We start from the raw sequence: 25,360 nt of genomic DNA on the forward strand, positions 1-25,360 counted from the left end.
AGTGGTTGTGCGCGTATTGTAGCGAGCGCGTTACAATCGACCGAAACATTGAACGGATTTCCATGAACTTGTCCTTCGTGAAGCTGTTTTCGAAGCGCCCGGCTAGCGCATTCCGCGTGCCGCACGCCGTGTCCGCCCGCCGGATGCTAGGTGCTGCCGCGCTCGCGGTCTGGGCGCTGGCCGCCGTGCCCGCGCACGCGCAGGACCCTTCCCCAGACTCGGATGACACTTCGGTCACCCTGCCGGACCCGCTTGGGCCCGCATCGGCTGAAGACCAGAAGTCTCTGCCGAATGTGCCGCTGACAAGTCAGATCGTATTCCAGGTGCTCGCCGCCGAAGTCGCGTTGCAACGCGACCAACCCGCGCCCGCCTACCAGACCTATCTCGCGCTCGCGCGCGACACGCACGATCCGCGCATGGCGCAGCGCGCCACCGAAATCGCGCTGGCCGCGCAAAGCCCGTCGGACGCACTGGCCGCCGCGCAGTTGTGGCAGCAGTATGCGCCGAGTTCGGAGCGCGCCGCGCAACTCGACGCGTCGCTGCTCGTGTTGTCCGGCAAGCCTGACGACGCCGAGCCGATCCTCGCCCGCGAACTCACCAAGGTGCCGGCCGAAAATCGCGGCAGCGCGATTCTGGCGTTGCAGTTGCTGCTCTCGCGCGGACCGAATCGCGTTGGCGGGCTGCACGTGCTGCAGGACCTGTTGAAGAACGACATGGACCGGCCGGAAGCGCAATTGGCTATCGCACGTCAGCAGATTCAGGCGGACGACGCGCCGGGTGCGCGCAAGTCGCTCGAACAGGCGCTCACGCTCAAGCCGGACTACCTGCCGGCCGCGTTGATGCTGTCGCAAATGGGCCCGGAAGAGCGCAAGGAAGGCATTGCGTCGCTCGAAAAGTACGTGCAGCAGAATCCGAAATCGCATGACGCGCGTCTCGCGCTCGCGCAGATGTATCTCGCGAGCGACCGTCTGGACGACGCGCAGAAGCAGTTCGAGACCATGCACAAGAACGACGCGAAAGATCTCACGCCGCTCATGGCGCTCGCGTTGATCAAGATCCAGCAGAAGAATTTCACCGACGCGCAAACGTATCTGACGCAGTACGCGCAGCAGGCCGAGAAAACGCCCGGCGCGGATCCGGGCCAGGCGTATATCTACCTGGCGCAGTTGTCGCTGGAGCAGAAGAACGAGGCTGCCGCGGGCGACTGGCTGAACAAGATTTCGCCGCAAAGCCAGCAATACGTGCCGGCGCAGATCACGCGCGCCCAGTTGCTCGCCAAGCAGGGCAAGACCGACGACGCACGCAAGCTGCTGGCCAATTTGCCGGCGTCCGATCCGCGTGACCAGGCGCTGATTGCCCGCACCGACGCGGCGATCCTGTTCGACGCGAAGCGCTACCCGGAAGCGGAGTCGCGCCTGCAGCAAGCCACGGCGAACTTCCCCGACGATCCCGATCTGACCTATGACTACGCGATGGCCGCCGAAAAAACCGGCCATTACGACGTGATGGAAGCGCAGTTGCGCAAGCTGATCCAGACGCAGCCGGACAATCCCCAGGCGTACAACGCACTGGGGTATTCGCTGGCCGATCGCGGCCAGCGTCTCGCGGAAGCGGACAAGCTGGTCGAGAAGGCGTCGTCGCTGGCGCCTAACGACGCATTCATCATGGACAGCGTCGGCTGGGTCAAATACCGCATGGGCGATACGTCGGACGCGATCAAGCTGCTGCGCAAGGCGTACGACATCCAGCCGAACGCCGAAATCGGCGCGCATCTCGGCGAAGTGTTGTGGAAAACCGGCGCGCAGGACCAGGCGCGCGCGGCCTTCCGCGACGCCCGCAAGCTCGAACCGGATAACGACACGCTGGTCAAAACGCTTCAACGACTTCAGGTGAACGATCTTTGATGCGTCTTTCCCGTTTGCTTTCCTTTCCCCGGGCGCCGCGTGGCGCGGTGCTCGGATTCGCAGCGGCGACGGCTGTCGCGTTGGCTGGCTGCGCGTCGGTCACGCCGAAAGGGCCGTCCACGTCGAATGCGGCGACTTCCGTGACCGCGCAAACCACCCGCGCTTATCAAGGCCGCTTCGCGATCCAGTACAACGATCAGAACGGCCAGCAGCGGAACGCGTACGGCAACTTCATCTGGCAGGAAACCGGCGACACCGTGACCCTGCAGTTGCGCAATCCGCTTGGCCAGACGTTGGCAATCGTGACGTCGTCGCCGGCGTCGGCCACGCTCGAACTGCCGAACAAGCAACCGCTCACCGCGGATAACGTCTCCACGTTGATGCAGAACGCGCTCGGCTTCGCGTTGCCGGTCGAAGGGCTGCGTTATTGGCTGCAACCGTCGCCGGCGCCGACTTCGCGCGCCAGGACCGAGAAGGATCCGGACCAGCCGTCGCGTCTGAAGCAGATCACGCAAGATGGCTGGACGATCGACTACCTCGCGTATGCCGACGCTCCGGCCACTGGCGTGAAGCGCCTGAACCTGAGCCGCTCGGAACCGCCGCTCGACATCAAGCTCGTGCTGGATCAGTAACGCATCGACTCGCGCCGCGCCTCGACTGATGTCGTCGCGCGGCCTTGCTTTTTAGCGCCCCTATGGCGCACGTAGCCTCGAATCACTCATGATTGAAACCAGCGATTCGCTGCGCGATTGCCTCGCGCCCGCGAAACTCAACCTCTTCCTGCACATCACGGGCCGTCGGCCGGATGGCTATCACACCCTGCAAACGGTCTTCCAGTTGCTCGACTGGGGCGACACGCTGCACTTCAAACGTCGCGACGACGGACTGATCACGCGTAGCACCGAGATCACCGACGTACCGGCGGAACACGACCTCACAGTACGCGCCGCGACGCTATTGAAGGCGCATACGGGCTCGCGCGAAGGCGTCGACATCGAAATCGACAAGCGCCTGCCGATGGGCGCCGGCCTCGGCGGCGGCAGCTCCGACGCGGCGACCACGCTGCTTGCGCTGAACCGTCTGTGGAAGCTCGATCTGCCGCGCCTGGAACTGCAGGAACTGGCGCTGAAACTCGGCGCGGACGTGCCGTTCTTTGTTTTTGGAAAAAATGCGTTCGCAGAGGGTGTCGGCGAAGCATTAGCCGTTGTACAATTGCCGCCGCGCCATTTCCTAGTAGTGACGCCGAGAGTTCAGGTTCCCACTGCAGCGATTTTTTCCGAAAAAGCGTTGACAAGAGATTCGAAACCTCTCATAATTACGGACTTTCCTGCAGAACTTAGCTGCAACACTGAATGGCCGGAAAGTTTTGGCCGGAATGATATGCAGCAGGTTGTCGTAGGAAAATACGCGGAAGTAGCGCAAGTGCTGCGATGGTTTGAAAACGTCGCGCCAGCGCGGATGTCTGGATCAGGTGCAAGTGTCTTTGCAGCGTTTCGTAGTAAAGTTGAGGCAGAGGCGGCGCAAGCCAATCTACCCAGCGAATGGAACAGCGCAGTGGCCGCCAGTCTAGAGCAACATCCACTCTTTACTTTCGCGTCATAGTTTTGCGTCATCGAACGAAACTCCACGTTCGGTGAGGCTCAAAGTTAGTGTAGGGGAGTCGCCAAGTTGGTTAAGGCACCGGATTTTGATTCCGGCATTCGAAGGTTCGACTCCTTCCTCCCCTGCCAAAAATTCTCGCATTTCCCTCGCCCCCAGCCTGAAGTAGGTGCACGATGAGCAGCCATGACGGCCTGATGGTTTTTACTGGCAACGCAAATCCCGCGCTTGCACAGGAAGTCGTCAAAATCCTCGGTATTCCCCTCGGCAAAGCAATGGTTAGCCGTTTCTCGGACGGTGAAATCCAGGTCGAGATTCAGGAAAACGTGCGTGGCAAGGATGTTTTCGTCCTGCAGTCCACATGCGCACCGGCGAACGACAATCTGATGGAACTGATGATCATGGTCGATGCGCTCAAGCGCGCATCCGCTGGCCGGATCACCGCAGCCATCCCCTACTTCGGTTATGCCCGTCAAGATCGTCGCCCGCGTTCCGCGCGCGTCGCCATTTCGGCGAAGATCGTGGCGAACATGCTGGAGATCGCGGGCGTCGAGCGGATCATCACAATGGATCTGCACGCTGACCAGATTCAAGGTTTCTTCGACATCCCGGTCGACAATATCTACGCTACGCCCGTGCTGCTCGGCGATCTGCGCAAGCAGAACTACGAGAACCTGCTGGTCGTTTCGCCGGACGTCGGCGGCGTGGTGCGTGCCCGGGCTTTGGCGAAGCAACTGAACTGCGACCTCGCGATCATCGACAAGCGTCGCCCGAAGGCGAACATTGCCGAAGTGATGAACATCATCGGTGAAGTCGAAGGCCGTACCTGCGTGATCATGGACGACATGGTCGACACCGCCGGCACGCTCTGCAAGGCAGCTCAGGTTTTGAAGGAACGCGGTGCGAAGCAGGTGTTCGCTTACGCTACCCACCCGGTTCTGTCGGGCGGTGCAGGCGAGCGTATCGCCGCTTCCGCACTCGACGAACTCGTTGTCACGGACACGATCCCGCTCGGCGAAGAAGCCCGCTCGTGCGCAAAGATCCGTTCGCTGACCAGCGCCGGTTTGCTGGCCGAAACGTTCTCGCGGATTCGCCGCGGCGACTCGGTCATGTCACTGTTCGCTGAAAGTTAAGTATTTGCGAAGGCGCCGCGCGCCGCTTCAGGCGGCCCGCGGCGCTTTTGCACAATCGGCATGAACGAACGAAGGTTTGTGCCGCAGCTCTGGGGCCTCAGCCATAAAGGCTTGGAGGCCCCGTTTTTACTGCCTGGTCGCGGGCAGTGCATTGGAGATTCAACATGAAAGTAGTCGCTTTCGAGCGTTCTTTGCAAGGTACGGGTGCGAGCCGCCGCCTGCGTATCGCGGGTAAGACCCCCGGTATCGTATATGGCGCTGGTGCTGACACGCAATTGGTCGAACTGGACCACAACGCACTGTGGCACGCGCTGAAGAAAGAAGTTTTCCACTCGTCGATCCTCGAATTGGAAGTGGCAGGCAAGTCGCAACAGGTTCTGCTGCGCGACGTGCAATACCACCCGTTCCGTCAGCTCGTGCTGCACGTGGACTTCCAACGTGTCGACGCGAAGAAGAAGTTGCACACCAAGGTGCCGCTGCACTTCATGAACCAGGAATCGAACCCGGCAGTCAAGCTGTCGAGCGCGGTGATTTCGCACGTCATCAACGAAATCGAAATCGAGTGCCTGCCGTCGGCACTGCCGGAATTCCTCGAAGTTGATCTGGCAACGATCGAAGCAGGTCACTCGGTTCACGCCAAGGACATCAAGCTGCCGGCAGGTGTGTCGCTGGTTGCTCACGTCGAAGCGGAAAATCCGGTGATCGCAGCTGCAACGATCCCGGCTGGCGCAATCGCTGAAGGCGACGCTGCCGCTGCTGCTGAAGGCGAAAAGCCGGCTGCTTAAGAATGCCTCAGGCAAAGAACAAGTAATCCTCTCGATCCGTTTCAATGAAACGGTCGACGTGACCCGCCGAGGTTCGCCCCGGCGGGTTTTTTTTCGTTTTCTTTTCGGCACGGCGGCGTTCAGCTACCGGGCCAGACGGACCAACGCAATCATGATCAAGCTGATCGTCGGGCTCGGCAATCCGGGCGCCGAATACACCGCGACGCGCCACAACGCCGGCTTCTGGCTGGTCGATCAATTGGCGCGCGAAGCAGGCACGACGCTGCGCGACGAGCGGCGCTTCCACGGTTTCTACGCGAAGGCGCGGCTGCACGGCGAGGAAGTGCATCTGCTGGAACCGCAGACCTATATGAACCGCTCCGGTCAATCGGTGGTGGCGGTGGCGCAGTTCTTCAAAATTCTGCCCGACGAGATTCTGGTCGCGCATGACGAGCTCGACATGCCGCCCGGCAGCGTCAAGCTGAAACTGGGCGGTGGCAGCGGCGGCCATAACGGTCTGAAGGACATCACCGCGCATTTGTCGTCGCAGCAATATTGGCGACTGCGGATCGGCATTGGACATCCGCGTGACCTGATTCCCGAAAGCGCGCGTGCCGGCGCCAAGCCGGATGTCGCCAATTACGTGCTGAAGCCGCCGCGGCGTGAAGAGCAGGACGTCATCGATGCATCGGTTGAACGCGCGCTCGCTGTCATGCCGCAGATCATCAAGGGCGAACTGGAACGGGCGATGACGCAGCTGCATCGCAATCCGTGACCGATCTCTGATCTGCCCTGCGTTGGCCTGGTATAGGTTGACTTGCCCCGTCTCGCCCCGCTCATAGCGGGGTTTCACGCCGCATCGCCCTCGATAGGAGAATCGCTTGAGCCGCTATTGGAGTGACGTCGTTCATCGCCTGACGCCGTATGTGCCGGGCGAACAGCCCGTGGCCGCGCATCCGGTGAAGCTGAATGCGAACGAGAATCCCTATCCGCCGTCACCGCGCGTGGTCGAGGCAATCCGCCGCGAGTTGGGCGAAGCCGGCGAGTCTCTGCGGCGCTATCCGGATCCGACGGCGCTCAAGCTGCGCGAAACAGTGGCCGCGCATCATGGCATCCGCGCCGAGCAGATCTTCGTGGGCAACGGCTCGGACGAAGTGCTCGCGTTCACGTTCCAGGCGCTGCTGAAGCACGACGAGCCCTTGCTGTTCCCGGATATCACGTACAGCTTTTATCCGACCTACGCGCGGCTGTTCGAGGTGGAATATAAAACCATTCCGCTGGACGACAGCTTCGCCATTCACGTCGACGATTACGCGACGCCGAATGGCGGCGTCCTGCTCCCGAATCCGAACGCGCCGACGGGCCGTCCGCTGCCGCTCGCCGATATCGAGCGTCTGGTCGCGCGCAACACCGATTCCGTCGTGGTGATCGACGAGGCCTACGTGGATTTCGGCGCGGAGTCAGCCATCGCGCTGCTGGACCGCTATCCGAATCTGCTTGTCATTCAGACCGTGTCGAAGGCGCGATCGCTTGCCGGTATGCGCGTCGGCTTTGCGTTCGGCCATCCGGCGCTGATCGATGCGCTGAACCGCGTGAAGGACAGCTTCAACTCGTATCCGCTCGACCGGCTGGCGCAGGTCGCCGCCACCGCAGCCTATGAAGACGACGCGTGGTTTCGCGACCATTGCGCCAAGGTGATTGCGAGCCGCGAGCGGCTGGCCGCGGGACTGACGGCGCTGGGTTTCGAGGTGGTGCCGTCGGCCGCGAATCTGCTGTTCGCGCGCCATGAGGGTTACGACGCCGCCACGCTCGTGTTGCGGCTCAGGGAGAGGGAGATTTTCGTGCGCCATTTCAAGGCGCCGCGCATTGACCAGCATTTGCGGATATCGATCGGCACCGAGGCCGAATGCGAGATTCTGCTGGCCGCGCTGCGCGATATTTTCAGCGCGTACATCGGGTAACCGAGCGCGCAAAGCAGGACGCGCGGGGATTAGGGCTCTGCACCTAGTGCGTCACGCAAAGCTCAACCCCAAAAGCAAACGGCGAGGCCCAAGCCTCGCCGTTCATCCACTCTCGCACCGCGCTAACTCACGCGATCACGCCTCTTTCGCCGCCACCAGCGCGTGGTACTTCGCCATCAACCCATCGGGCGTTTCCAGATGCTCGGGATCGCGCGGAATGCACTCCACCGGACACACCTGAATACACTGCGGCTCGTCGAAATGGCCGACACATTCGGTGCATTTCTTCGGGTCGATCACATAGATTTCCGGGCCCATCGAAATCGCGTCGTTCGGGCACTCGGGCTCGCACACGTCGCAATTGATGCACTCGTCGGTAATCATCAAGGCCATACTTCTCTCACTTCGCGCCGGCCGCAGCCGGCTTTGATCCGTCAAACCAACAGTTTACGCCGGTTACGGTTGTCCCGCCGACGCCTCACCGCTGGTATCCAGCGCGGCGACCTTCTCTTTCAGCCATTTTTCGACGGACGGGAACACGAATTTGCTGACATCGCCGCCCAATTGCGCGATTTCTCGCACGATGGTGCCGGAGATGAACTGGTACTGATCGGACGGCGTCATGAACATGGTTTCGACGTCGGGCAGCAGATAGCGGTTCATGCCGGCCATCTGAAACTCGTATTCGAAGTCCGACACGGCGCGCAGGCCACGCACGATCACCCGCGCGTTATTGCTGCGCACGAAGTCCTTCAGCAGGCCCTTGAAGCTCATCACCTGAACGTTCGGGTAGTGCCCGAGCACTTCGTGAGCGATGTCGAGGCGCTCCTCCAGCGTGAAGAACGGCTTCTTGTTGCGGCTGTCGGCAACGCCCACCACCAGCGTGTCGAAAATGCTCGACGCGCGCCGCACGAGGTCTTCGTGACCGCGAGTCAGCGGGTCGAATGTGCCCGGGTACACGGCGACTACCATGAGACTTCTCCTCTCTTCAGACATAGGGGCACGTCAAAGCGTCCATCCGACGCCGTCGGCACCGACCGCGCACGTAACGGCAAACCGCCCGGCGCTTGTTATGGAACGCGCATTATTCCTTATTTTCGCGCTGCAGCAAATGAAAGTGGACAGCGCCCGCCTTCCCTTGCCGCACGATTTCCCAGCCGGCTAGCGTCTCGTTGCCTTCGAGTTCGAGCGCTTCGCCCGTTTCCACGTACAGGAAACCTTCGGCGCTGATCAACGGCACGGCCAGCGCGAGCGCCTTGTCGAGCAGACCGGCGTCGAATGGCGGATCGAGAAACACCACGTCGAACGAGCCGGGCGCAAGGCTTGCAGCAAGCCGCAGGCCGTCTGCTTCGGCGATTTCGATGGTCCGCGCCGCGAGGCGTTCCTGATTCGCGCGCAGCTGGGCGGCGGCGCGCGTATTGCGCTCCACCATCAGAACCCGCGCCGCGCCGCGCGAAGCCGCCTCGAAGCCCAGCGCGCCGCTGCCGGCGAACAGATCGAGGCAGCGCTGACCTTCCAGATCCTGGCCGAGCCAGTTGAAGAGCGTTTCGCGTACGCGGTCGGGCGTGGGGCGCAGGCCGTCGAGGTCGAGCACGGGCAAGGGTGTGCGCTTCCAGTCGCCGCCAATGATACGGATGGCGTGCGGCTTGCCGCCTTTGGACGAAGCGCCGTGAGCGCGTGAAGATGAAGAACGGGGCATGCAGTTTCAATGACGTGGTGTGGGCGCCCGCCACGCCGATGCGTGAGGGCCGGAGCGCCAACGTTACCACAGGGGCGCGCGGCGTCCAGCCTGGCCGTTCGGCCGATACGACGGGCGGCGGCGCGCCTGATAAAATGTGCGGTTTCCAGCGCCTTGCATCCCGCATCGCAACGCTGCCTGCCGCTCCCACCGGTCACCACGCCAGATCATGTTCAGCTTTTTCAAACGATTCAAGGGTTCGAAAGAGTCCGATAACGCGCCAGAAGAGTCGCAGTCCGCGCCGGAAGGCGAGGCGCCCGAGCGCGCGGTAGAGACGCCGGCCGCGCCTGTCGCGCCGGCGGCGCCACGTCCGGCGGTGGCTTCGGCCGCTCCTGCTTCTGCCCCGGCTCCTGTGGCCGCTCCAATCGAGCCGGAGCCGGAAGAAGCCACGCTCGAAGAAGAATACGAATCCGCGGAAACCCCAGAAACCGTCGAAATCGTCCCGCCTCCCGAGCAGGACGCAGGCGCCAAGCGCTCGTGGCTAACACGCCTGAAAACCGGCCTGTCGAAAACGAGTTCCAGCCTGACCGGCATTTTCGTCAACGCGAAGATTGACGACGACCTCTACGAAGAGCTCGAAACCGCGTTGTTGATGTCCGACGCGGGCGTCGGCGCCACCGAGTTCCTGCTCGAGTCGCTGCGTGAAAAAGTGCGCGCTGAGCGCCTCACCGATCCGCAACAGGTGAAAGCGGCGCTGCGCACTCTGCTGATCGACCTGCTCAAGCCGCTCGAAAAGTCGCTGATGCTCGGCCGCGCTCAGCCGCTCGTCATGATGATCGCCGGCGTGAACGGCGCGGGCAAAACCACCAGCATCGGCAAGCTCGCCAAGCATCTGCAGAGTTTCGACCAGTCGGTGCTGCTGGCCGCCGGCGACACGTTCCGCGCCGCCGCGCGCGAGCAATTGGCGATCTGGGGTCAGCGCAACAACGTCACGGTCGTGTCGCAGGAAAGCGGCGACCCGGCGGCGGTGATCTTCGACGCGGTCGGCGCCGCGCGAGCGCGCAAGATTGACGTGATGATGGCGGACACGGCCGGCCGTCTGCCGACCCAGTTGCATCTAATGGAAGAGCTGCGCAAGGTGAAGCGCGTGATCGGCAAGGCGCAAGACGGCGCGCCGCACGAAGTGCTGCTGGTGATCGACGCGAACAACGGCCAGAACGCGCTCGCGCAAGTGAAGGCTTTCGACGACGCGCTCGGCCTCACCGGCCTGATCGTTACCAAGCTCGACGGCACGGCAAAGGGCGGTATTCTCGCCGCAATCGCGCGGCAGCGGCCGATTCCGGTGTATTTCATCGGCGTTGGCGAAAAGGTCGAGGATTTGCAGCCGTTCAGCGCGGAAGAGTTTTCGGACGCGTTGCTGGGCGGTTGAACGACGCGAACCTCCTGACGCAGCCGTAGGCGAAACGCAGCGACAAACGAAACTCGGCAACAAGAAGACGCAACAAGCAAAAAGGGCACTCCGCGGAGTGCCCTTTTTACCTTCAACCCCTCACCTCACTCAGCGTCCGGCTGCGCGCCAGGCGCCGCGCGAGCAAACGGGTCGAGCTGCATCGCGTGATCGTAGATGCGCTGAATCGTCGGAAACTTCGCCGTATCGACCTTGAAGCGCTGCGCATTGAACACTTGCGGGATCAGACAGGCGTCCGCGAGCGTCGGTGTGTCGCCGAAACACAGCTTGCCGGTACGTGGGTCGCCGGCCAGATGGGTCTCCAGCGTCGCGAAACCCGCTTCGACCCAATGCTTGTACCACGCGTCTTTCGCATCTTCATCCACGCATAGCGTGTGCTTCAGATACTTCAGCACGCGCAGATTGTTCAGCGGATGAATCTCGCACGCCACCTGCAACGCCACCGAGCGCACATACGCGCGCTCGGCCGGCGTCCCCGGCAACAGCGGCGGCTCCGGATGCGTTTCCTCCAGATACTCGATGATCGCGAGCGACTGCGGCATCACCTCATTGCCGTCGACGAAGGTCGGCACGATGCCGTCCAGGTTCACCTTGCGATACTCCGGCTTCAACTGCTCGCCGCCATCGCGCACCAGGTGCACCGGCACGTAGTCGTACGGCAGGTTCTTCACGTTCAATGCAATGCGCACGCGGTAGGACGCCGAGCTGCGGAAGTAGCTGTAGAGCTTCATATTGTCTGTCTCCTCCGGCATGCCCTCAGACCACGCGCACACTGAATTCGCCGAGTCCGTCCACGCCGCCCTTCATCAGGTCGCCCTGCACCACCGCGCCAACCCCTTCCGGCGTGCCGGTGAAAATCAGATCGCCGGTTTGCAGTTCGAACAGCGTCGACAGATACGCAATCGTCTCGGCCACCGACCAGATCAGTTGCGACACGTCCGAGCTTTGCTTTTCCTCGCCGTTCACCGACAACCAGATCGCGCCCTTGCCGACGTGATCCACCGTCGTCACCGGATGAATCGGGCCCAACGGCGCCGATTGGTCGAAGCCCTTCGCGGTATCCCACGGACGGCCCAGCTTTTTCGCCTCGGCTTGCAGATCGCGGCGCGTCATGTCGAGACCGAGCGCGTAGCCATAGACGTGATCGAGTGCGCTGTCAGCCGGAATGTTCTTGCCGCCCTGGCCGATCGCCGCCACCAGCTCCATCTCGAAGTGAACGTTTTTCGACCGGGACGGGTACGGGAACTCGCCGGTCGTGCCGGGTGCGACGTATAGCACGGCATCGGCCGGCTTGCTGAAGAAGAACGGCGGTTCGCGGTCGGGATCATGTCCCATCTCGCGCGCGTGCGCCTCGTAATTGCGGCCCACACAGTAGATGCGACGCACCGCGAATTGCTCGCTGGATCCCACGACCGGCACCGCGACCTGCGGTGCGGGTGCAAATACGTAACTCATCCCGTTCTCCGTTGCTTGATGTGTACCGCTGCGGTGTGCCGCCGCGGCGGCGCTAAAACATCGAGTGTAACGCGCGGAAAAGCGCCACGCGCGGCAGTCGGGCAAGCGCGCGCGGTGGCGGCGAATCCGGCGCGCGGTCTCGCCAAAGCGTCATAGATGCGATACTCACACCGAACACCGTCCTTTGAATACCGTGGCAGACCGCTCCAGGCGGCACGCCACCTCGTCCCCCGCGCCCGATGACCGACTCCGCCGACACCGTCACCCCCTTCCCTTGCGCCCGATTCATCAAGGAAATCGGCCGCGGCCCGAACGGCGCCCGCGCGCTGACCGCCGACGACACGCGCTCGCTCTACAGCGCGATGCTCGATGGCCGCGTGGCCGAGCTCGAACTCGGCGCGGTGCTGCTTGCGTACCGCGTAAAAGGCGAGACCGCCGATGAACTCGCCGCGATGCTGGCCGGCGCCCATGCGTCGTTCGAGCCGATTCATCTGCCGCACGGCGAGTTCCGGCCGGTGTCGATCCCCAGCTACAACGGCGCGCGCAAGCAACCCAACCTGGTACCGTTGCTCGCGCTGCTGCTGGCGCGTGAAGGCGTGCCGGTGCTGGTGCACGGCGTCACCGAAGATCCGGGTCGTGTGACCAGCGCGGAAATCTTCACGCATCTGCAGATTCCTCACGCACACGAGCACGCCGATATCGAAGACGGTCTCGCCGAGCGGCGTCTCGCGTTCGCGCCGATCGGCGTGCTCGCCCCGAAACTCGCGCGCCTGCTCGCGCTGCGGCGACGTATGGGCGTGCGCAATTCAACGCATACGCTGGTGAAGATCCTGCAGCCGTTCGCGCCGGCTGGACTGCGCCTCGTGAATTACACGCATCCGCCGTACCGGGACAGTCTCACGCAACTGTTCAACACGCATCCCGACGCGGCCACGGGCGGTGCGCTGCTGGCGCGCGGCACCGAAGGCGAAGCGGTGGCCGACACGCGGCGTCAGGTGCAGGTCGACTGGTTGCACGACGGCGTCTGCGAAACGCGCGTGCCGCACGAGCGCTCGTCGCCGGATGCGCCCGAGGTCGACTTGCCTGAGGCCAAAGACGCGCCGACCACCGCCGCATGGATCGCCGCCGTGTTGCGTGGCGAAGCGCCCGTCCCGAGCGCGATCGAGCGGCAAGTCGAACTGATCGTCGACGTCGCGAGAATGCCGGTTTGATGGACGCTACGCTCAGCAGCTCGGCCCGCAAAACGGCACTCGTTTCAGGAGACGCGGGCGCTGCGGGTTGACACACCGCCGCGCGCTGTCTTAAATTAGCTCCCATGCGTTCCCTTCCGAACCCCCTCCGAATTAGCTTCGGCCGCCTGGCGCGGCCCCTATCGCTACGTCTAGCGTAAGTCAGACGTAGCGCTGCGCAGCGGCCACCCGCAGGGGTTGCGCCACGCACAGTCCTCCCGGCAGTCCCAGCAGTTTCCGCGTCACCCCAAACCGTAGTTCTTCACAACCTGTAGTCGTTTGCATTCGTCCGTTTACCGTTCGGACGAAGCGCGAGGGTCATATGCACGTTGCATGGGCATCATCCACGTCCGTTTTCGTCGTCACCATGACGCTGTTCGTTCGCGCCCGTTCGTTGGTGCCGCTAGCCATCGGCTGGCGGACCGTGCACCCGTGGCAGTCCGCCAACCGCTCGACGCCACACCCTTTCGCACACGACACAACGAACGAGGCCCGACATGTTGCGCAATCCCGCTGAAAAATACCGTCCCTTCCCCACCGTGCGGCTGACCGGCCGCAAATGGCCGAGCCGCACGATCGACCACCCGCCGGTCTGGATGAGCGCCGATCTGCGCGACGGCAACCAGGCGCTGATCGAACCGATGAACGCCACGCAGAAGCTCGAATTCTTCGAGATGCTGGTGGCGATCGGCTTCAAGGAGATCGAGGTCGGCTTTCCGTCGGCCTCGCAAACCGACTTCGATTTCGTGCGCAAGCTGATCGAGGAAAAGCGCATTCCCGACGACGTGACCATCGAAGCGTTCGTGCCGTCGCGCGCCGAGTTGATCGCGCGGACCTTCGACGCGCTCGCGGGCGCGCCGCGCGCCATCGTCCATTTGTATAACGCGATCTGTCCGTCGTTCCGGCGCATTGTCTTCAACCAGTCGAAGGCCGAGATCAAGGCGCTGACCGTGGAAGGCACGCGCGTCATCAAGGAACACGCGCAGGCGCGGCCGGAGACGCAGTGGACCTTCCAGTACTCGCCCGAGACGTTCAACACGGCGGAACTGCCGTTCTCCCGCGAGGTTTGCGACGCGGTCGCGCAGACGTGGCGGCCCACGCGCGATCGCAAGATGATCGTCAACCTGCCCGCGAGCGTCGAAGCGGCGACGCCGAACGTGTTCGCCGATCAGATCGAATGGATGCACCGCAATCTCGGCTATCGCGACAGCATCGTGTTGTCGGTGCATCCGCATAACGATCGCGGCACGGCGGTGGCCGCGGCGGAGCTGGCGCTGATGGCGGGCGCGGACCGCGTCGAAGGATGTCTGTTCGGCAACGGCGAGCGCACCGGCAATCTGGATCTCGTCACGCTCGCGATGAATCTCGACGCGCAGGGCGTCGATTCAGGTCTGGATTTCTCGGATATCGACGCGGTGCGGCGTGTCGTGGAGCGCTGTAACCAGCTTCCGGTGCATCAGCGGCATCCGTATGCGGGCGTGGCGGCGATGCAGGTAAAGGCACAGCGAGGCGATAGCGTCACGGGCGAGGAAACCGTGACCGAGGAAGAAACCCTGACCCATGGGGCTGGTGTCGGGGTGGGACAAAGCGGCGCAGGTCAGCAACGCATTGCCGCGTGAGATTGGCACGCCAGGCGAGGTGAGGTGAGATGAGGCGTTGCAACCCACGCGCCCTCGCCTCTGAAGGCCGCGCGCTCACAAGGCGCAACCGGCCGTGAAAAATAAAGCGTGAGCCCACAAGGCTCACTCGATTGCACAACGGGTCGCCTGCCACGCGATCAACCGCCATTGCCCGTCTTCCTGCGTATGAATGGCCGTGTAGGCAATCGGAAACAACAGCGCGCCGTTATTCGCTTCCATCTCGATCAACGCACGGCCGGTCACGACGCAGGTCTCGCGGCCGACCGGCAGGACCTCTTGCGACTGCACCTCGATCTGCCGGTAACGCCGCCGCCCGGCGGTGATTCCGTCGATGAACTGCCGCTTCGTTTCCCGCTTGCCGTTCGTATGGACATAGCTGACGTTATCCGCGAGCAGCGCGTCGAGCGAGGGCCCGTCGCCGTCGACCATCGCACGGAAGCGCTCTCGCTCGAGCCCGCGAATCGCTTCGATCATCTTTGCCACCATCGCTCAGCCCCTCGCACCGGTGAGCCGAACGTGGCCACGGTCGTCAGAAGTTATATTGCAGATATAGCTGGTGGAAATTTATACCAGGATTCGGCTCTTTGATACCACCGTTGGAAACATGCTGGAAACGGTAGCCCGCCTGGTACTGCTGGTGGCTGCCGAACTGCAGGCCCACGCCCGCCATGTCGGCGAACTGGAACGCGGTGCCGAGCGTGAACTTCTCGGACAGCCGCGGACTCGACAGCAGCCGGATGCCCGCGCCCAGTTCGGCGTACGGACGCAGCGACCCGCTTCCCTTGATGAAGCGGATGATCGGCGTCACACCGACTTCGCCGATGTTGTCGTGCACATTGCCTTCGTTGGTGTGCCACCAGGCCACGTGCGCTTCGCCGATCAGCGAGAAATGCCAGTCGCCGATCTGCCACCAGGTCAGATTCGGATCCCAGACGAAGCCGAGATCGAGTTTCTTGACGTGCCGGTCGCCGAGACCGCCGGCGATCTGCACGCCGAACTGGTCGGCCGAAGCCGCCGCCGAAGCGCCGATCAACAACGCCGCACACGCGGCTTTTAGCGCCAGACCACGCAACACATCGTTCTTATTGTTCATCTAACACCCGATCTCCGCCGAACGTTAAAGAATCTGCAACCGTTCCCTTATTCTAAAGACAAAGTCGGATCGATGGATCGTATGAAGAAACCTAAGTTTTCACAATTAGTCACTTCAAAATCAGCAAAAATCGGTCAGTTATAAGAGTGAAGGCGAATTGTCAGGTAAGTTATACGACTCGAGCATGGCCTGCGCGGGAAGCGTATCATGGCTATTGAAATCCAAATTTCAATAGGGATTTACGGAACTTGGATGTCCCTACGGCCTCTAAGTATTAGCACTCGGGAAATCAGAGTGCTAACATCCAACGCTGGAGTCGTTTACCTGAATACGCTTTTGTCTGATTCCAAAGGAGTTTTCCACGTGAGCCATGCAATGACCCTTCCGAGTACTCTGAGCCCGTCGGCGGCTAAGGCCGCTTCGGCAGGTGCACTGGCGCTCTCGCATTCCTCGCTGCTGCCCGGTCAACTGGGCAATATCGACGCCTACATCCAGGCCGTTAATCGGATTCCGATGCTGACGCCGGCGGAAGAACGCCAGTTCGCCACCGAATTTCGCGAGCAGGACAACCTCGAGTCCGCGCGCCGTATGGTGCTGTCGCACTTGCGGTTGGTCGTGTCGATCGCGCGCAACTATCTCGGTTACGGCCTGCCGCACGCCGACCTGATCCAGGAAGGCAATATCGGCCTGATGAAGGCCGTGAAGCGCTTCGACCCGGAGCAGAACGTGCGCCTCGTGTCGTACGCCATGCACTGGATCAAGGCTGAGATCCACGAATACATTCTGCGCAACTGGCGGATGGTGAAGGTCGCCACCACCAAGGCGCAACGCAAGCTGTTCTTCAACCTGCGCAGCCACAAGCAGGGACTGGGCGCGTTCACGCCGGACCAGATCGACGATCTGGCCAAAGAGCTGAACGTGAAGCGCGAAGAAGTCTCCGAAATGGAAACGCGTTTGTCGGGCGGCGATATCGCGCTCGAAGGCCAGGTTGAAGACGGTGAAGAAGCGTACGCGCCGATCGCCTATCTGGCCGACTCGCATAGCGAACCGACCGCCGTGCTGGCTTCGCGCCAGCGCGACAAGCTGCAAAGCGACGGTATCGCGAGCGCGCTGGACGCACTGGACGCCCGCAGCCGCCGCATCATCGAGGCACGCTGGCTGAAGGTGGAAGACGACGGTTCGGGCGGCTCGACGCTGCACGAACTCGCCGACGAGTTCGGCGTATCGGCGGAACGGATTCGCCAGATCGAAGCCAGCGCCATGAAGAAGATGCGCGGCGCGCTGACCGAATATGCGTAAGGCTTAAAACCTTCGCAAAAAAGGCACGCCGCCAGGCCAACGCCAACTGGCCGCAAAGCCCCGCCCTCGCAAGACGGCGGGGCTTTTTTTCGTCCGCGCGGCGACGCCTTCACTGCGCTCAACCCCTTTCGTGGCCTTGCCCACCCGGCATACGTTTTCTTGACGTAACACAAACCAGATAGCAATACTGTTCAGACGGGGCGAGCCTAGCGACCCAATGCCGCAGCGCTTAAATGATGCGCATAGGGTTCTGCTCCTAGAATCGGGATGCACTCGCCAGACCGCTCGAAGCGGCCTGGATCCAGCCGGACTCACCGGCGTGAAGTCGCCTTCGACCGATCATGACCATAGCCCTCAAACGCAACAGCCGCCCCCGCTCGAACCTGCGAAAACGGTTCGACCGCTGGGTGCGCGGTCCGACGTTGGCGCGGGACATCGCCATCGTCCTCGCCATCAAATTTGCACTGCTGATGGCGCTCAAATACGCATTTTTCAATCATCCGCAGGCGGAGCATATGTCGCTGCCGCCTGAACAAGTCGCGCAGATGCTGCTGTCCGTGCCTGCCTCGCATTCGTCCCAAGGTGATCAACATGCCCGTTAGCGAAGTCGTAGAACTATCGCGCCTCCAGTTCGCCATCACGGCGCTTTATCACTTTCTGTTCGTGCCGCTCACGCTCGGCCTGTCGTGGCTGCTCGTCATCATGGAATCCGTCTATGTGATGACCGGCAAGCAGATCTACAAGGACATGACCCAGTTCTGGGGCAAGCTGTTCGGGATCAACTTCGCGATGGGTGTGACCACCGGGCTCACGCTGGAATTCCAGTTCGGCACCAACTGGTCGTACTACTCGCATTACGTCGGCGATATTTTCGGCGTGCCGCTCGCCGTTGAAGGCCTGATGGCGTTCTTCCTGGAATCGACCTTCGTGGGGCTGTTCTTCTTCGGCTGGAAACGGCTCTCGAAAGTGCAGCACGTCATGGTCACGTTCCTCGTCGCGCTCGGCTCGAATCTGTCCGCGTTGTGGATTCTGGTGGCCAACGGCTGGATGAACAATCCGGTCGGCGCCACCTTCAACTACCAGACCATGCGGATGGAGCTCGACAGCATTTTCTCCGTGCTGTTCAACCCGGTCGCGCAGGTGAAGTTCGTGCACACCGTGTCGGCCGGTTATGTGACAGCGTCGATGTTCGTGCTCGGCGTGTCGTCGTGGTATCTGCTCAAGCGCCGCGACACCGAGTTCGCGCTGCGCTCGTTCGCGATTGCCGCCGGCTTTGGTCTGGCATCGACGCTGTGCGTGATCGTGCTCGGTGACGAGTCCGGCTATCGCACCGGTGAAGTCCAGCAGGTGAAACTGGCCGCGATCGAATCCGAATGGGACACCGCGCCGGCACCGGCACCGTTCACGATCATCGGTATTCCGAATCAGAAGGAAGAACGCACGGACTACGCGGTCCGGATTCCGTACGCGCTCGGCCTGATCGCCACCCGTTCGGTCGATGAACCCGTGGTCGGCCTGAAAGACCTGATGGCGCAAAACGAAGTGCGCATCAAGAACGGCATGCTGGCCTACGCCGCGCTGCAAAAGCTCAAGCAGGGCGACGCCACCGACGAAGCCAAAGCCGCCTTCGACGCGCACAAGAAAGACCTCGGCTACGGCCTGATGCTCAAGCAGTTCACCGCGAACGTCACCGACGCCACACCGGACCAGATCGTCCAGGCGGCGAAGAAGACGATTCCGCCGGTCGCCCCCGTATTCTTCTCGTTCCGTCTGATGGTGGGCCTCGGCATCCTGTTCCTTGCAACCTTCGTGACGGCGTTCTGGTTCTGCGCGCAACGCTCGTTGCTGCTGGAAAAGCGTCGCTGGTTCCTGCGCTGGGCCGTGTGGGCGATTCCGTTGCCGTGGCTCGCGGCCGAGTTCGGCTGGATCGTCGCGGAAGTGGGCCGTCAACCGTGGACGATTGCCGGCATCTTGCCGACCAACCTGTCCGTGTCGAGCCTGACGCCGACCGATCTGTATCTGAGCATCGGCGGCTTCGTGGTGTTCTACACCGTGCTGTTCATCATCGAAATCATGCTGATGTTCAAGTACGCGCGCCTGGGACCGTCGTCGCTGCATACGGGCCGCTACCACCACGAACTGGAACAGCCGCTGAATCAGCCGCTGCCGACCAACACGGCCGCCTGATGCGCCGCCACTGAGCATCAAGGGAAAAGATCATCATGGATTACGCAACCCTCAAACTGATCTGGTGGGTGCTGATCGGCGTGCTGCTGATCGGCTTCGCGCTCACCGACGGCTTCGACATGGGCGCGGCGATTCTGCTGCCGTTCATCGCGAAGACCGACGCCGAGCGACGCATTGTCGTGAACACGGTCGGCGCGACGTGGGAAGGCAACCAGGTGTGGTTCATCACGGCCGGCGGCGCGATGTTCGCGGCATGGCCGCTGGTGTACGCGGCCTCGTTCTCGGGCTTCTACTTCGCGATGTTGCTGGTGCTGTTCTCGCTGTTCTTCCGGCCGGTCGGCTTCGACTACCGCAGCAAACGCGAAGACCCGCGCTGGCGCAGTGCATGGGACTGGGCGCTGTTCGTCGGCGGCTTCGTGCCTTCGCTGGTGATCGGCGTCGCGTTCGGCAACCTGCTGCAAGGCGTGCCGTTCTCGTTCGATACCGACCTGCGCGTCACCTATCACGGCGGCTTCTTCGCGTTGCTCAATCCGTTCGCGGTGTTGTGCGGACTGGTGAGCGTGTCGATGCTGGCGGCGCACGGCGCGGCCTTCGTGAAGATGAAGTCGGACGGCGTGGTGGCCGAGCGGGCCTCGCTCGCGCTGCGGATCGCGTCGCTGGTGGGCGTGGTGCTGTTCCTGATTGCCGGTGTGTTGATCGCGACGGTGATCGGTGGCTATCAGGTGATCGACGCGCCGCCGCTCGATTCCGTCGCTAACCCGCTGATGAAGAACGTGATCGGCGCGCCTGGGTTGTGGCTCACCAACTACGCGAACTATCCGTGGATGGTCGCCGCGCCGGTGGCGGGTCTGGTGGGCGGTGTGCTGGCTTTGCTGCTGGCGCGCTCGCGGTTCGAGAAGAGCGCGTTTCTGGCGACCTCGCTGATGATCATCGGCGTGATTCTGACGGCGGGCTTTTCGATGTTCCCGTTCATCATGCCTTCGTCGCTCGACGGTCGCAGCAGTCTCACCGTGTGGGATTCGACGTCGAGCCGCATGACGCTGCAGATCATGCTGGTGGCCGTCATCATCTTCCTGCCGCTGATTCTGATCTACACCAGTTGGGTGTATCGCGTGATGCGCGGCAAGGTGACCGCCGCAGCACTCGAAGAAAACCAGCATTCGATGTATTGACCGGCACTACGCTTTTAATGGGAGTTTGTGATGTGGTATTTCAGTTGGCTGCTTGGGATCGGCGTGGCGTTGGCGTTCGGCATCATCAATGTGATGTGGCTGGAGTCGCGCAAGCCGGTGGAAGCTAAGGTTAAGACGCGCTGAGGCGATGTGGACCGGCTGCGATGAAGCCGGTCGGTTAACGCAAAAACGGCACCTTGAAGAAACTCAAGGTGCCGTTTTTTATTGCTGCGTGCTGCGTCGGCTTGAGTCGGGACGGCGCGAGCCGCCCCACTCCGTTACGACGCAGTTACGCCATCACCGCATCACGCCGGCAAAGGCGAAGCAGCGCCGCCATTTGACGACATACGCGTCGCCAGCACCGCCGCATAGCGCTGCGCCGAATCGCCCACTACGATATGGAACGTATCCGCCGAGATCCATGCCGTATCGAGCGTAGCGAGCCGCTGACGATCCACAGCCGACGGATCGCGCACGACCACACGCAAACGCGTTGCCGCGACCGCATCCAGCGACACCACGTTGCCCGCGCCGCCGAACACGGCGAGCCAGCGCAGCGGATCCGGGTCGAGCGGACCACCGTGCCCACCCGCAACCGCCGCAGCAGCCACCGGCGCAGCAGCAGGCGCAACACTCGCCGCCCTCACCGCCTCACCACCACCCTGCGCGATCACCGTACGAATTTCATCCGCGATGATGTCCGCTTCCGGCCCGATGATCACCTGCACATTGCCCGAACCGCGCTTGAGCACACCACGCGCGCCGATCGTCTTCAGATCGTTCTCGGAGACCAGATTCGAATCGACCACCGACAAACGCAAACGTGTCGTGCAAGCATCCACGTTCGACAGATTCGCCGCGCCACCCAGCGCCGCGATATACCGCTGCGCACGCGGCACTGCCGCACCGGCCACCGGCGAAACGAAACCGCCGGCCTCGAACGATCCGACCTGCTCGTCAGCGGCAGCGGGTTCGCGACCCGGCGTCGCCATGTTGAACTTGCGGATGAAGAAGCGGAACAGCCCGTAATACACCACCGAATACACGATACCGATCGGAATCGCCATCCAGCCCTTCGTCGACAGGCCGTAGTTCAGCACGTAGTCGATCGCGCCGGCCGAGAACGTGAAGCCGAGGTGGATGCCGAGCGCCGAGCAGATCGCAAGCGACAAGCCGGTCAACAGCGCGTGAATCACATACAGCACCGGCGCGAGGAACATGAAGCTGAATTCGATCGGCTCGGTCACGCCCGTCAGGAACGAGGTCAGCGCCATCGAGAACAGCAAGCCGCCAACCATCGCACGGCGTTCCTTCGGCGCTTCATGGAACATGGCCAGACACGCGGCCGGCAGACCGAACATCATGATCGGGAAGAAGCCCGTCATGAACGTACCGGCAGTCGGGTCGCCCGCGAAGAAGCGGTGCAGGTCGCCCGTCACCGCGACGCCGCCCGGCGGCGTGAACGTGCCGAACACGAACCACGTCAGCGAATTGAGAATGTGATGCAGACCCGTGACGAGCAGCAGACGGTTCAGCACGCCGAACACGAACGCGCCGAGCGCACCCGCGGTGGTCAGCCAATGGCCGGCCGTATCGATCACGGCTTGCACCGGTTGCCACACGTACCCGAACGCTATGCCGAGCACCAGGCAGACCAGCCCCGTGACAATCGGCACGAAGCGTTTCCCTCCGAAGAACGCGAGGTAATCGGGCAGCTTGATGTCCTTGTACTTGTTGTACAACAAGCCCGCGACAACACCCGCGATGATCCCCGACAACACGCCCATGTTGAGCTTGTCGTTGATGTCCTTCATCACCGCGACTTCGATCAGATAACCGATCGCGCCCGCGAGACCCGCCACACCGTTGTTGTCTTTCGCGAAGCCGACCGCCACGCCGATTGCGAACAGCAGCGGCAGGTTGTCGAAAATCGCGCCGCCGGCGTCGGCGATCATCTTGATGTTGAACACATCAGGTTGGCCGAGGCGCAGCAGCAGGCCGGCAACCGGCAGCACCGCAATCGGCAGCATCAGCGCGCGTCCCAGGCGCTGAATCTTCAGAAACGGATTCCCATCCATCGATACCTCCAATCCTTAGTCTCGTGGTCGACTGTTTGTCGTTGAATTTTCTAGCTACACGTCATCGTTGTGCGAAGCTGGCTGCGGACTATGTAGTGCTCAGTCCAGCGGCCAGGTTTCGCGGCTTACTGCTCTTACCGCCTGTGCCGATTCGAGCGCCAAGGCATCCTGGGCGCGCTGGCGACACAACTGATAATCGAGATTGCGCACGCGCGCTTTGATGCCCGGCACCGACACCGGATCGACCGACAGTTCGGTCACGCCGAGGCCGACCAGCAGCGGCATCGCCACCGGATCGCCCGCCAGCGCGCCGCACACGCCGACCCACTTGCCGTGCTTCGCCGCGCCTTCTACCGTGGCCGCGATCAGGCGCAACACGGCCGGATGCAAGCCGTCGGCTTGCGCGGCGAGGTCGGCCTGGCAGCGGTCCATCGCGAGCGTGTACTGCGTCAGATCGTTGGTGCCGATCGACAGAAAGTCCGCGTACTGCGACAGTTGATCGGCCAACAACGCCGCCGACGGCACTTCGATCATTACGCCCACTTCGATCGGCTCCGTGCGGCCCAGTTCGCGGGCGAATTCGTCGATACGTTTGCGGATGCGGATCAACTCGCCGGCGTCGGTCACCATCGGCAGCAGAATGCGTACGGCGCCGAGCGGCTGCACAGCCAGCAGACCGCGCAACTGATCGTCGAGCAGATCCGGGCGCACTTGCGCGAGGCGAATGCCGCGCAGGCCGAGCGCCGGATTCGGTTCGGGTGGCAGCGTCAGGTAATCGACTTCCTTGTCGGCGCCGACGTCGAGCGTGCGAATGATCGCGGTGCGGCCGCTCAACGCGTCGACGATCGACTGATAGCTCTGCCGATGTTCGTCCGTGGTCGGTGCCGCCGCGCGGTGAATGAACAGCAGTTCGGTGCGCAACAGGCCGACGGAATCGGCGCCGTTGTCGACGGCGATCTTGGCGTCGTCGAGCGTGGCGATGTTCGCGGCTACTTCGATCGCGCGACCGTCGGCGGTCACGGCGGCTTGCTGCGACGTGCGGCGGTTCACTTCACGCACGTTAGCGAGGCGGCTGCGTTCCGTGCGAGCACGTTCCACATCGACTTCGGTCGGCGCGAATTCCAGACGGCCGGTGGTCGCGTTCACCACGACTTGCGTGCCTTCGGGAATCGCGTGCAAGGCATCGCCGACTGCGACGAGCGCGGGAATCCCGGCCTGACGCGCGAGAATCGCCGCGTGCGAGGTCGCCCCGCCGCGTGCCATCACCAGTGCCGTGACGCGCGAGCGATCCAGCGTCGACAGATCCGACGGCGTGAATTCTTCCGCCGCGAGCACGGCTTCTTCCGGCAGCACACGTGCCGCCGCGTTCGTATAACCCAGCGCACGCAGCACGCGCTTTTCAATGTCGCGCAGATCGGCGGCACGTTCGGCGAGCAACGCGTCTTCAATATTCGACAGGATCGCGATCTGCGCGCGAATCGCATCGCGCCACGCAAAACCGGCGCTCTTGCCGAGGCTGATCAGATCGCGCGCCGCGTCGAGCAGCGTCGGATCTTCGAGCAACACGCGATGCACCGCGAAAATCCCCGCCTCGCCGACCGCGCCGCGTTGCGACGCATCGCGCACCGTCGTGCCGAGGTCGGCGTCGACGGTGGCAATCGCCTTGTCGAGCAAACGGCTTTCCGCCGCCGACGTGCCGTTCGCCTTCTCCGGCGGATCGATGTCCGCGTCGTCCCAGCGCACCAGCTTGCCGACCGCGACGCCCGGCGCCGCGCACACACCCGCGAGCGTATTCGGCGCGAGCGCTTCACCCGCCGGACGCGCCACCGCTTGCGGCGCGGGCGAGCTTTGACGTGCCGGCTTCTCTTCGACTTCGCCGTGCGCTTCACGCGTCAATTCATGGGCGATCGCTTCGATCGCGGCCTTGGCTTGCGGGCCGACGCCGAGCAACTCGACGGTCGCACCTTCGCCCGCACCCAGGCCGAGCAAACCGACCACGCTTTCGATCGCCGCCTTGCGTCCTTCGTAACGCACTTCGACGCGCGCGTCGAAACCGCGTGCCGCTTCACGGGCACGCGCCGCCGGACGCGCATGCAAACCGCCCGCGTGAACCAGCGTGACCTGCTGACGCGCTTCTTCCGTCACATTCGTGGCACTCGCCTGGCGCGACGCTTCGGCGACTGCGCCGTCGCGGGCACGCAGCACCAGCAGCGGCGTTTCGCCGGCCTTCAGCATGCCGCCTTCCACGCGTTCGACGATTTCGAACGCATCCGAATTGGCAATCGCGATCACCGACACGAGGCTCGGCGCATTCAGCGCGACCTGGTCCTGATCGAACTCGATCAGGATGTCGCCGGCACGCACATGGGCGCCTTGCGCGACCATCGGCGCAAAACCCTTGCCGTTCAGTTCGACTGTGTCGATACCGATATGCAGCAGGATCTCCGCGCCTTCGGCGGTGGCCAGCGTGACCGCATGACCCGTGCGCGCGAGATGCGTGACGGTGCCGTCGCACGGCGCGACGAGTCGCCCCTCGAGCGGATCGACGCCGATGCCGTCGCCGAACATGCCGCCCGAAAACACAGGGTCGGGCACCTTCGCCAGCGGCACGACCGGACCGGTCATCGGCGCGAGCAAAACAATATGGCCTGCAGTGGGGCTCATCAAGCGGGACTCCTCGACACGTCGCATCTGATTTCT

Annotated in this window: 23 protein-coding genes, 1 tRNA gene and 1 pseudogene; 16 read left to right on the top strand and 9 right to left on the bottom strand. The window is 62.8% G+C overall.

Annotated features, from left to right (window positions below):
- Positions 1 to 62 precede the first annotated feature (62 nt).
- From FA94_RS17860 to hisC, 8 genes are all read left to right on the top strand, one after another.
- Complete coding sequence (locus tag FA94_RS17860; protein ID WP_035553576.1) at positions 63 to 1,904, top strand: tetratricopeptide repeat protein; 1,842 nt, start codon at positions 63 to 65, stop codon at positions 1,902 to 1,904.
- A complete protein-coding gene (gene lolB, locus FA94_RS17865; protein WP_035553577.1) occupies positions 1,904 to 2,536 on the top strand; it encodes a lipoprotein insertase outer membrane protein LolB in 633 nt (210 codons plus the stop codon). The genes FA94_RS17860 and lolB overlap by 1 nt, the downstream gene beginning before the upstream one ends.
- Positions 2,537 to 2,624: 88 nt before the next feature.
- Complete coding sequence (ispE, locus tag FA94_RS17870) at positions 2,625 to 3,506, top strand: 4-(cytidine 5'-diphospho)-2-C-methyl-D-erythritol kinase (RefSeq protein ID WP_035553579.1); 882 nt, start codon at positions 2,625 to 2,627, stop codon at positions 3,504 to 3,506.
- A 51-nt stretch (positions 3,507 to 3,557) separates the two neighbouring features.
- Positions 3,558 to 3,634 (top strand) — tRNA-Gln (locus FA94_RS17875).
- 45 nt (positions 3,635 to 3,679) lie between these two features.
- The gene (locus tag FA94_RS17880) at positions 3,680 to 4,636 is read left to right on the top strand and encodes a ribose-phosphate pyrophosphokinase (RefSeq protein ID WP_035553584.1); all 957 of its coding nucleotides are present in this window, start codon (positions 3,680 to 3,682) and stop codon (positions 4,634 to 4,636) included.
- 164 nt (positions 4,637 to 4,800) lie between these two features.
- Positions 4,801 to 5,421, top strand: coding sequence for a 50S ribosomal protein L25/general stress protein Ctc (locus tag FA94_RS17885; RefSeq protein ID WP_035553586.1), 621 nt, complete (start codon positions 4,801 to 4,803; stop codon positions 5,419 to 5,421).
- Between the two features lie 151 nt (positions 5,422 to 5,572).
- Positions 5,573 to 6,175 (top strand): aminoacyl-tRNA hydrolase, encoded by a 603-nt coding sequence (gene pth / locus FA94_RS17890; protein ID WP_035553589.1) that lies wholly within the window; start codon positions 5,573 to 5,575, stop codon positions 6,173 to 6,175.
- Positions 6,176 to 6,281: 106 nt separating this feature from the next.
- Positions 6,282 to 7,361: a histidinol-phosphate transaminase gene (hisC, locus tag FA94_RS17895; RefSeq protein ID WP_035553592.1), complete on the top strand. Its 1,080-nt coding sequence runs from the start codon at positions 6,282 to 6,284 to the stop codon at positions 7,359 to 7,361.
- A gap of 135 nt (positions 7,362 to 7,496) precedes the next feature.
- On the opposite strand, the gene FA94_RS17900 is transcribed toward hisC, so the two are convergent.
- The 3 genes from FA94_RS17900 to rsmD form a co-directional block, all read right to left on the bottom strand.
- Positions 7,497 to 7,754, bottom strand: coding sequence for a YfhL family 4Fe-4S dicluster ferredoxin (locus FA94_RS17900; RefSeq protein ID WP_035553594.1), 258 nt, complete (start codon positions 7,752 to 7,754; stop codon positions 7,497 to 7,499).
- 63 nt (positions 7,755 to 7,817) lie between these two features.
- Complete coding sequence (gene coaD / locus FA94_RS17905; protein ID WP_035553596.1) at positions 7,818 to 8,333, bottom strand: pantetheine-phosphate adenylyltransferase; 516 nt, start codon at positions 8,331 to 8,333, stop codon at positions 7,818 to 7,820.
- Between the two features lie 112 nt (positions 8,334 to 8,445).
- Complete coding sequence (rsmD, locus tag FA94_RS17910; protein ID WP_035553599.1) at positions 8,446 to 9,060, bottom strand: 16S rRNA (guanine(966)-N(2))-methyltransferase RsmD; 615 nt, start codon at positions 9,058 to 9,060, stop codon at positions 8,446 to 8,448.
- Between the two features lie 208 nt (positions 9,061 to 9,268).
- On the opposite strand from rsmD, the gene ftsY reads away from it, so the two are divergent.
- Positions 9,269 to 10,468, top strand: coding sequence for a signal recognition particle-docking protein FtsY (gene ftsY, locus FA94_RS17915; RefSeq protein WP_035553601.1), 1,200 nt, complete (start codon positions 9,269 to 9,271; stop codon positions 10,466 to 10,468).
- Positions 10,469 to 10,593: 125 nt separating this feature from the next.
- Here ftsY and maiA read toward each other — a convergent pair whose 3' ends face one another.
- Positions 10,594 to 11,238: a maleylacetoacetate isomerase gene (gene maiA, locus FA94_RS17920; RefSeq protein ID WP_035553603.1), complete on the bottom strand. Its 645-nt coding sequence runs from the start codon at positions 11,236 to 11,238 to the stop codon at positions 10,594 to 10,596.
- 25 nt (positions 11,239 to 11,263) lie between these two features.
- Complete coding sequence (locus FA94_RS17925) at positions 11,264 to 11,962, bottom strand: fumarylacetoacetate hydrolase family protein (RefSeq protein ID WP_035553606.1); 699 nt, start codon at positions 11,960 to 11,962, stop codon at positions 11,264 to 11,266.
- A 239-nt stretch (positions 11,963 to 12,201) separates the two neighbouring features.
- On the opposite strand from FA94_RS17925, the gene ybiB reads away from it, so the two are divergent.
- Both ybiB and FA94_RS17935 read left to right on the top strand, forming a co-directional pair.
- Positions 12,202 to 13,173, top strand: coding sequence for a DNA-binding protein YbiB (gene ybiB / locus FA94_RS17930; RefSeq protein ID WP_035553609.1), 972 nt, complete (start codon positions 12,202 to 12,204; stop codon positions 13,171 to 13,173).
- Positions 13,174 to 13,688: 515 nt separating this feature from the next.
- Positions 13,689 to 14,669, top strand: a pseudogene (locus FA94_RS17935) (2-isopropylmalate synthase); the annotation flags it as partial.
- Between the two features lie 264 nt (positions 14,670 to 14,933).
- Here the strand turns inward: FA94_RS17935 and FA94_RS17940 are convergent.
- Both FA94_RS17940 and FA94_RS17945 read right to left on the bottom strand, forming a co-directional pair.
- Positions 14,934 to 15,317 carry a nuclear transport factor 2 family protein gene (locus FA94_RS17940; protein ID WP_035553611.1) on the bottom strand — a complete coding sequence of 128 codons (384 nt, stop codon included), beginning with the start codon at positions 15,315 to 15,317 and terminating at the stop codon, positions 14,934 to 14,936.
- 43 nt (positions 15,318 to 15,360) lie between these two features.
- Positions 15,361 to 15,924, bottom strand: a complete 564-nt coding sequence (locus FA94_RS17945; protein WP_035553613.1) for an acyloxyacyl hydrolase — start codon at positions 15,922 to 15,924, stop codon at positions 15,361 to 15,363.
- 363 nt (positions 15,925 to 16,287) lie between these two features.
- Between FA94_RS17945 and rpoH the strand changes: the two genes are divergently transcribed.
- The 5 genes from rpoH (at position 16,288) to cydX (ending at position 20,726) form a co-directional block, all read left to right on the top strand.
- On the top strand, positions 16,288 to 17,223 hold the full coding sequence (gene rpoH, locus FA94_RS17950) for an RNA polymerase sigma factor RpoH (RefSeq protein ID WP_035553615.1): 936 nt from the start codon (positions 16,288 to 16,290) through the stop codon (positions 17,221 to 17,223).
- Positions 17,224 to 17,564: 341 nt separating this feature from the next.
- Positions 17,565 to 17,825, top strand: a complete 261-nt coding sequence (gene cydP, locus FA94_RS17955; RefSeq protein WP_035553617.1) for a cytochrome oxidase putative small subunit CydP — start codon at positions 17,565 to 17,567, stop codon at positions 17,823 to 17,825.
- Entirely contained in the window at positions 17,815 to 19,410 is a 1,596-nt protein-coding gene (locus FA94_RS17960; protein ID WP_035553619.1) for a cytochrome ubiquinol oxidase subunit I, read from the top strand. Before cydP ends, FA94_RS17960 begins: the two co-directional genes overlap by 11 nt.
- Positions 19,411 to 19,445: 35 nt before the next feature.
- The gene (gene cydB, locus FA94_RS17965; protein ID WP_035553622.1) at positions 19,446 to 20,582 is read left to right on the top strand and encodes a cytochrome d ubiquinol oxidase subunit II; all 1,137 of its coding nucleotides are present in this window, start codon (positions 19,446 to 19,448) and stop codon (positions 20,580 to 20,582) included.
- A 30-nt stretch (positions 20,583 to 20,612) separates the two neighbouring features.
- Entirely contained in the window at positions 20,613 to 20,726 is a 114-nt protein-coding gene (cydX, locus tag FA94_RS17970; protein ID WP_035553624.1) for a cytochrome bd-I oxidase subunit CydX, read from the top strand.
- Positions 20,727 to 20,887: 161 nt separating this feature from the next.
- Here the strand turns inward: cydX and nagE are convergent, their stop codons facing one another.
- On the bottom strand, positions 20,888 to 22,660 hold the full coding sequence (gene nagE / locus FA94_RS17975) for an N-acetylglucosamine-specific PTS transporter subunit IIBC (RefSeq protein WP_035553627.1): 1,773 nt from the start codon (positions 22,658 to 22,660) through the stop codon (positions 20,888 to 20,890).
- Between the two features lie 99 nt (positions 22,661 to 22,759).
- Entirely contained in the window at positions 22,760 to 25,351 is a 2,592-nt protein-coding gene (gene ptsP, locus FA94_RS17980) for a phosphoenolpyruvate--protein phosphotransferase (protein WP_051980636.1), read from the bottom strand.
- Positions 25,352 to 25,360: the final 9 nt, after the last annotated feature.

Source organism: Burkholderia sp. 9120, from assembly GCF_000745015.1.
Taxonomy (GTDB): domain Bacteria; phylum Pseudomonadota; class Gammaproteobacteria; order Burkholderiales; family Burkholderiaceae; genus Paraburkholderia.

Excerpts from the sequence above, each read along its gene's own strand:
- FA94_RS17860 (WP_035553576.1), top strand. The coding sequence starts at position 63 with ATGAACTTGTCCTTCGTGAAGCTGTTTTCGAAGCGCCCGGCTAGCGCA.
- lolB (WP_035553577.1), top strand. The coding sequence starts at position 1,904 with ATGCGTCTTTCCCGTTTGCTTTCCTTTCCCCGGGCGCCGCGTGGCGCG.
- ispE (WP_035553579.1), top strand. The coding sequence starts at position 2,625 with ATGATTGAAACCAGCGATTCGCTGCGCGATTGCCTCGCGCCCGCGAAA.
- FA94_RS17880 (WP_035553584.1), top strand. The coding sequence starts at position 3,680 with ATGAGCAGCCATGACGGCCTGATGGTTTTTACTGGCAACGCAAATCCC.
- FA94_RS17885 (WP_035553586.1), top strand. The coding sequence starts at position 4,801 with ATGAAAGTAGTCGCTTTCGAGCGTTCTTTGCAAGGTACGGGTGCGAGC.
- pth (WP_035553589.1), top strand. The coding sequence starts at position 5,573 with ATGATCAAGCTGATCGTCGGGCTCGGCAATCCGGGCGCCGAATACACC.
- FA94_RS17900 (WP_035553594.1), bottom strand. The coding sequence starts at position 7,754 with ATGGCCTTGATGATTACCGACGAGTGCATCAATTGCGACGTGTGCGAG.
- coaD (WP_035553596.1), bottom strand. The coding sequence starts at position 8,333 with ATGGTAGTCGCCGTGTACCCGGGCACATTCGACCCGCTGACTCGCGGT.
- rsmD (WP_035553599.1), bottom strand. The coding sequence starts at position 9,060 with ATGCCCCGTTCTTCATCTTCACGCGCTCACGGCGCTTCGTCCAAAGGC.
- ftsY (WP_035553601.1), top strand. The coding sequence starts at position 9,269 with ATGTTCAGCTTTTTCAAACGATTCAAGGGTTCGAAAGAGTCCGATAAC.
- maiA (WP_035553603.1), bottom strand. The coding sequence starts at position 11,238 with ATGAAGCTCTACAGCTACTTCCGCAGCTCGGCGTCCTACCGCGTGCGC.
- FA94_RS17925 (WP_035553606.1), bottom strand. The coding sequence starts at position 11,962 with ATGAGTTACGTATTTGCACCCGCACCGCAGGTCGCGGTGCCGGTCGTG.
- ybiB (WP_035553609.1), top strand. The coding sequence starts at position 12,202 with ATGACCGACTCCGCCGACACCGTCACCCCCTTCCCTTGCGCCCGATTC.
- FA94_RS17940 (WP_035553611.1), bottom strand. The coding sequence starts at position 15,317 with ATGGTGGCAAAGATGATCGAAGCGATTCGCGGGCTCGAGCGAGAGCGC.
- FA94_RS17945 (WP_035553613.1), bottom strand. The coding sequence starts at position 15,924 with ATGAACAATAAGAACGATGTGTTGCGTGGTCTGGCGCTAAAAGCCGCG.
- cydP (WP_035553617.1), top strand. The coding sequence starts at position 17,565 with ATGACCATAGCCCTCAAACGCAACAGCCGCCCCCGCTCGAACCTGCGA.
- FA94_RS17960 (WP_035553619.1), top strand. The coding sequence starts at position 17,815 with ATGCCCGTTAGCGAAGTCGTAGAACTATCGCGCCTCCAGTTCGCCATC.
- cydB (WP_035553622.1), top strand. The coding sequence starts at position 19,446 with ATGGATTACGCAACCCTCAAACTGATCTGGTGGGTGCTGATCGGCGTG.
- cydX (WP_035553624.1), top strand. The coding sequence starts at position 20,613 with ATGTGGTATTTCAGTTGGCTGCTTGGGATCGGCGTGGCGTTGGCGTTC.
- nagE (WP_035553627.1), bottom strand. The coding sequence starts at position 22,660 with ATGGATGGGAATCCGTTTCTGAAGATTCAGCGCCTGGGACGCGCGCTG.
- ptsP (WP_051980636.1), bottom strand. The coding sequence starts at position 25,351 with ATGCGACGTGTCGAGGAGTCCCGCTTGATGAGCCCCACTGCAGGCCAT.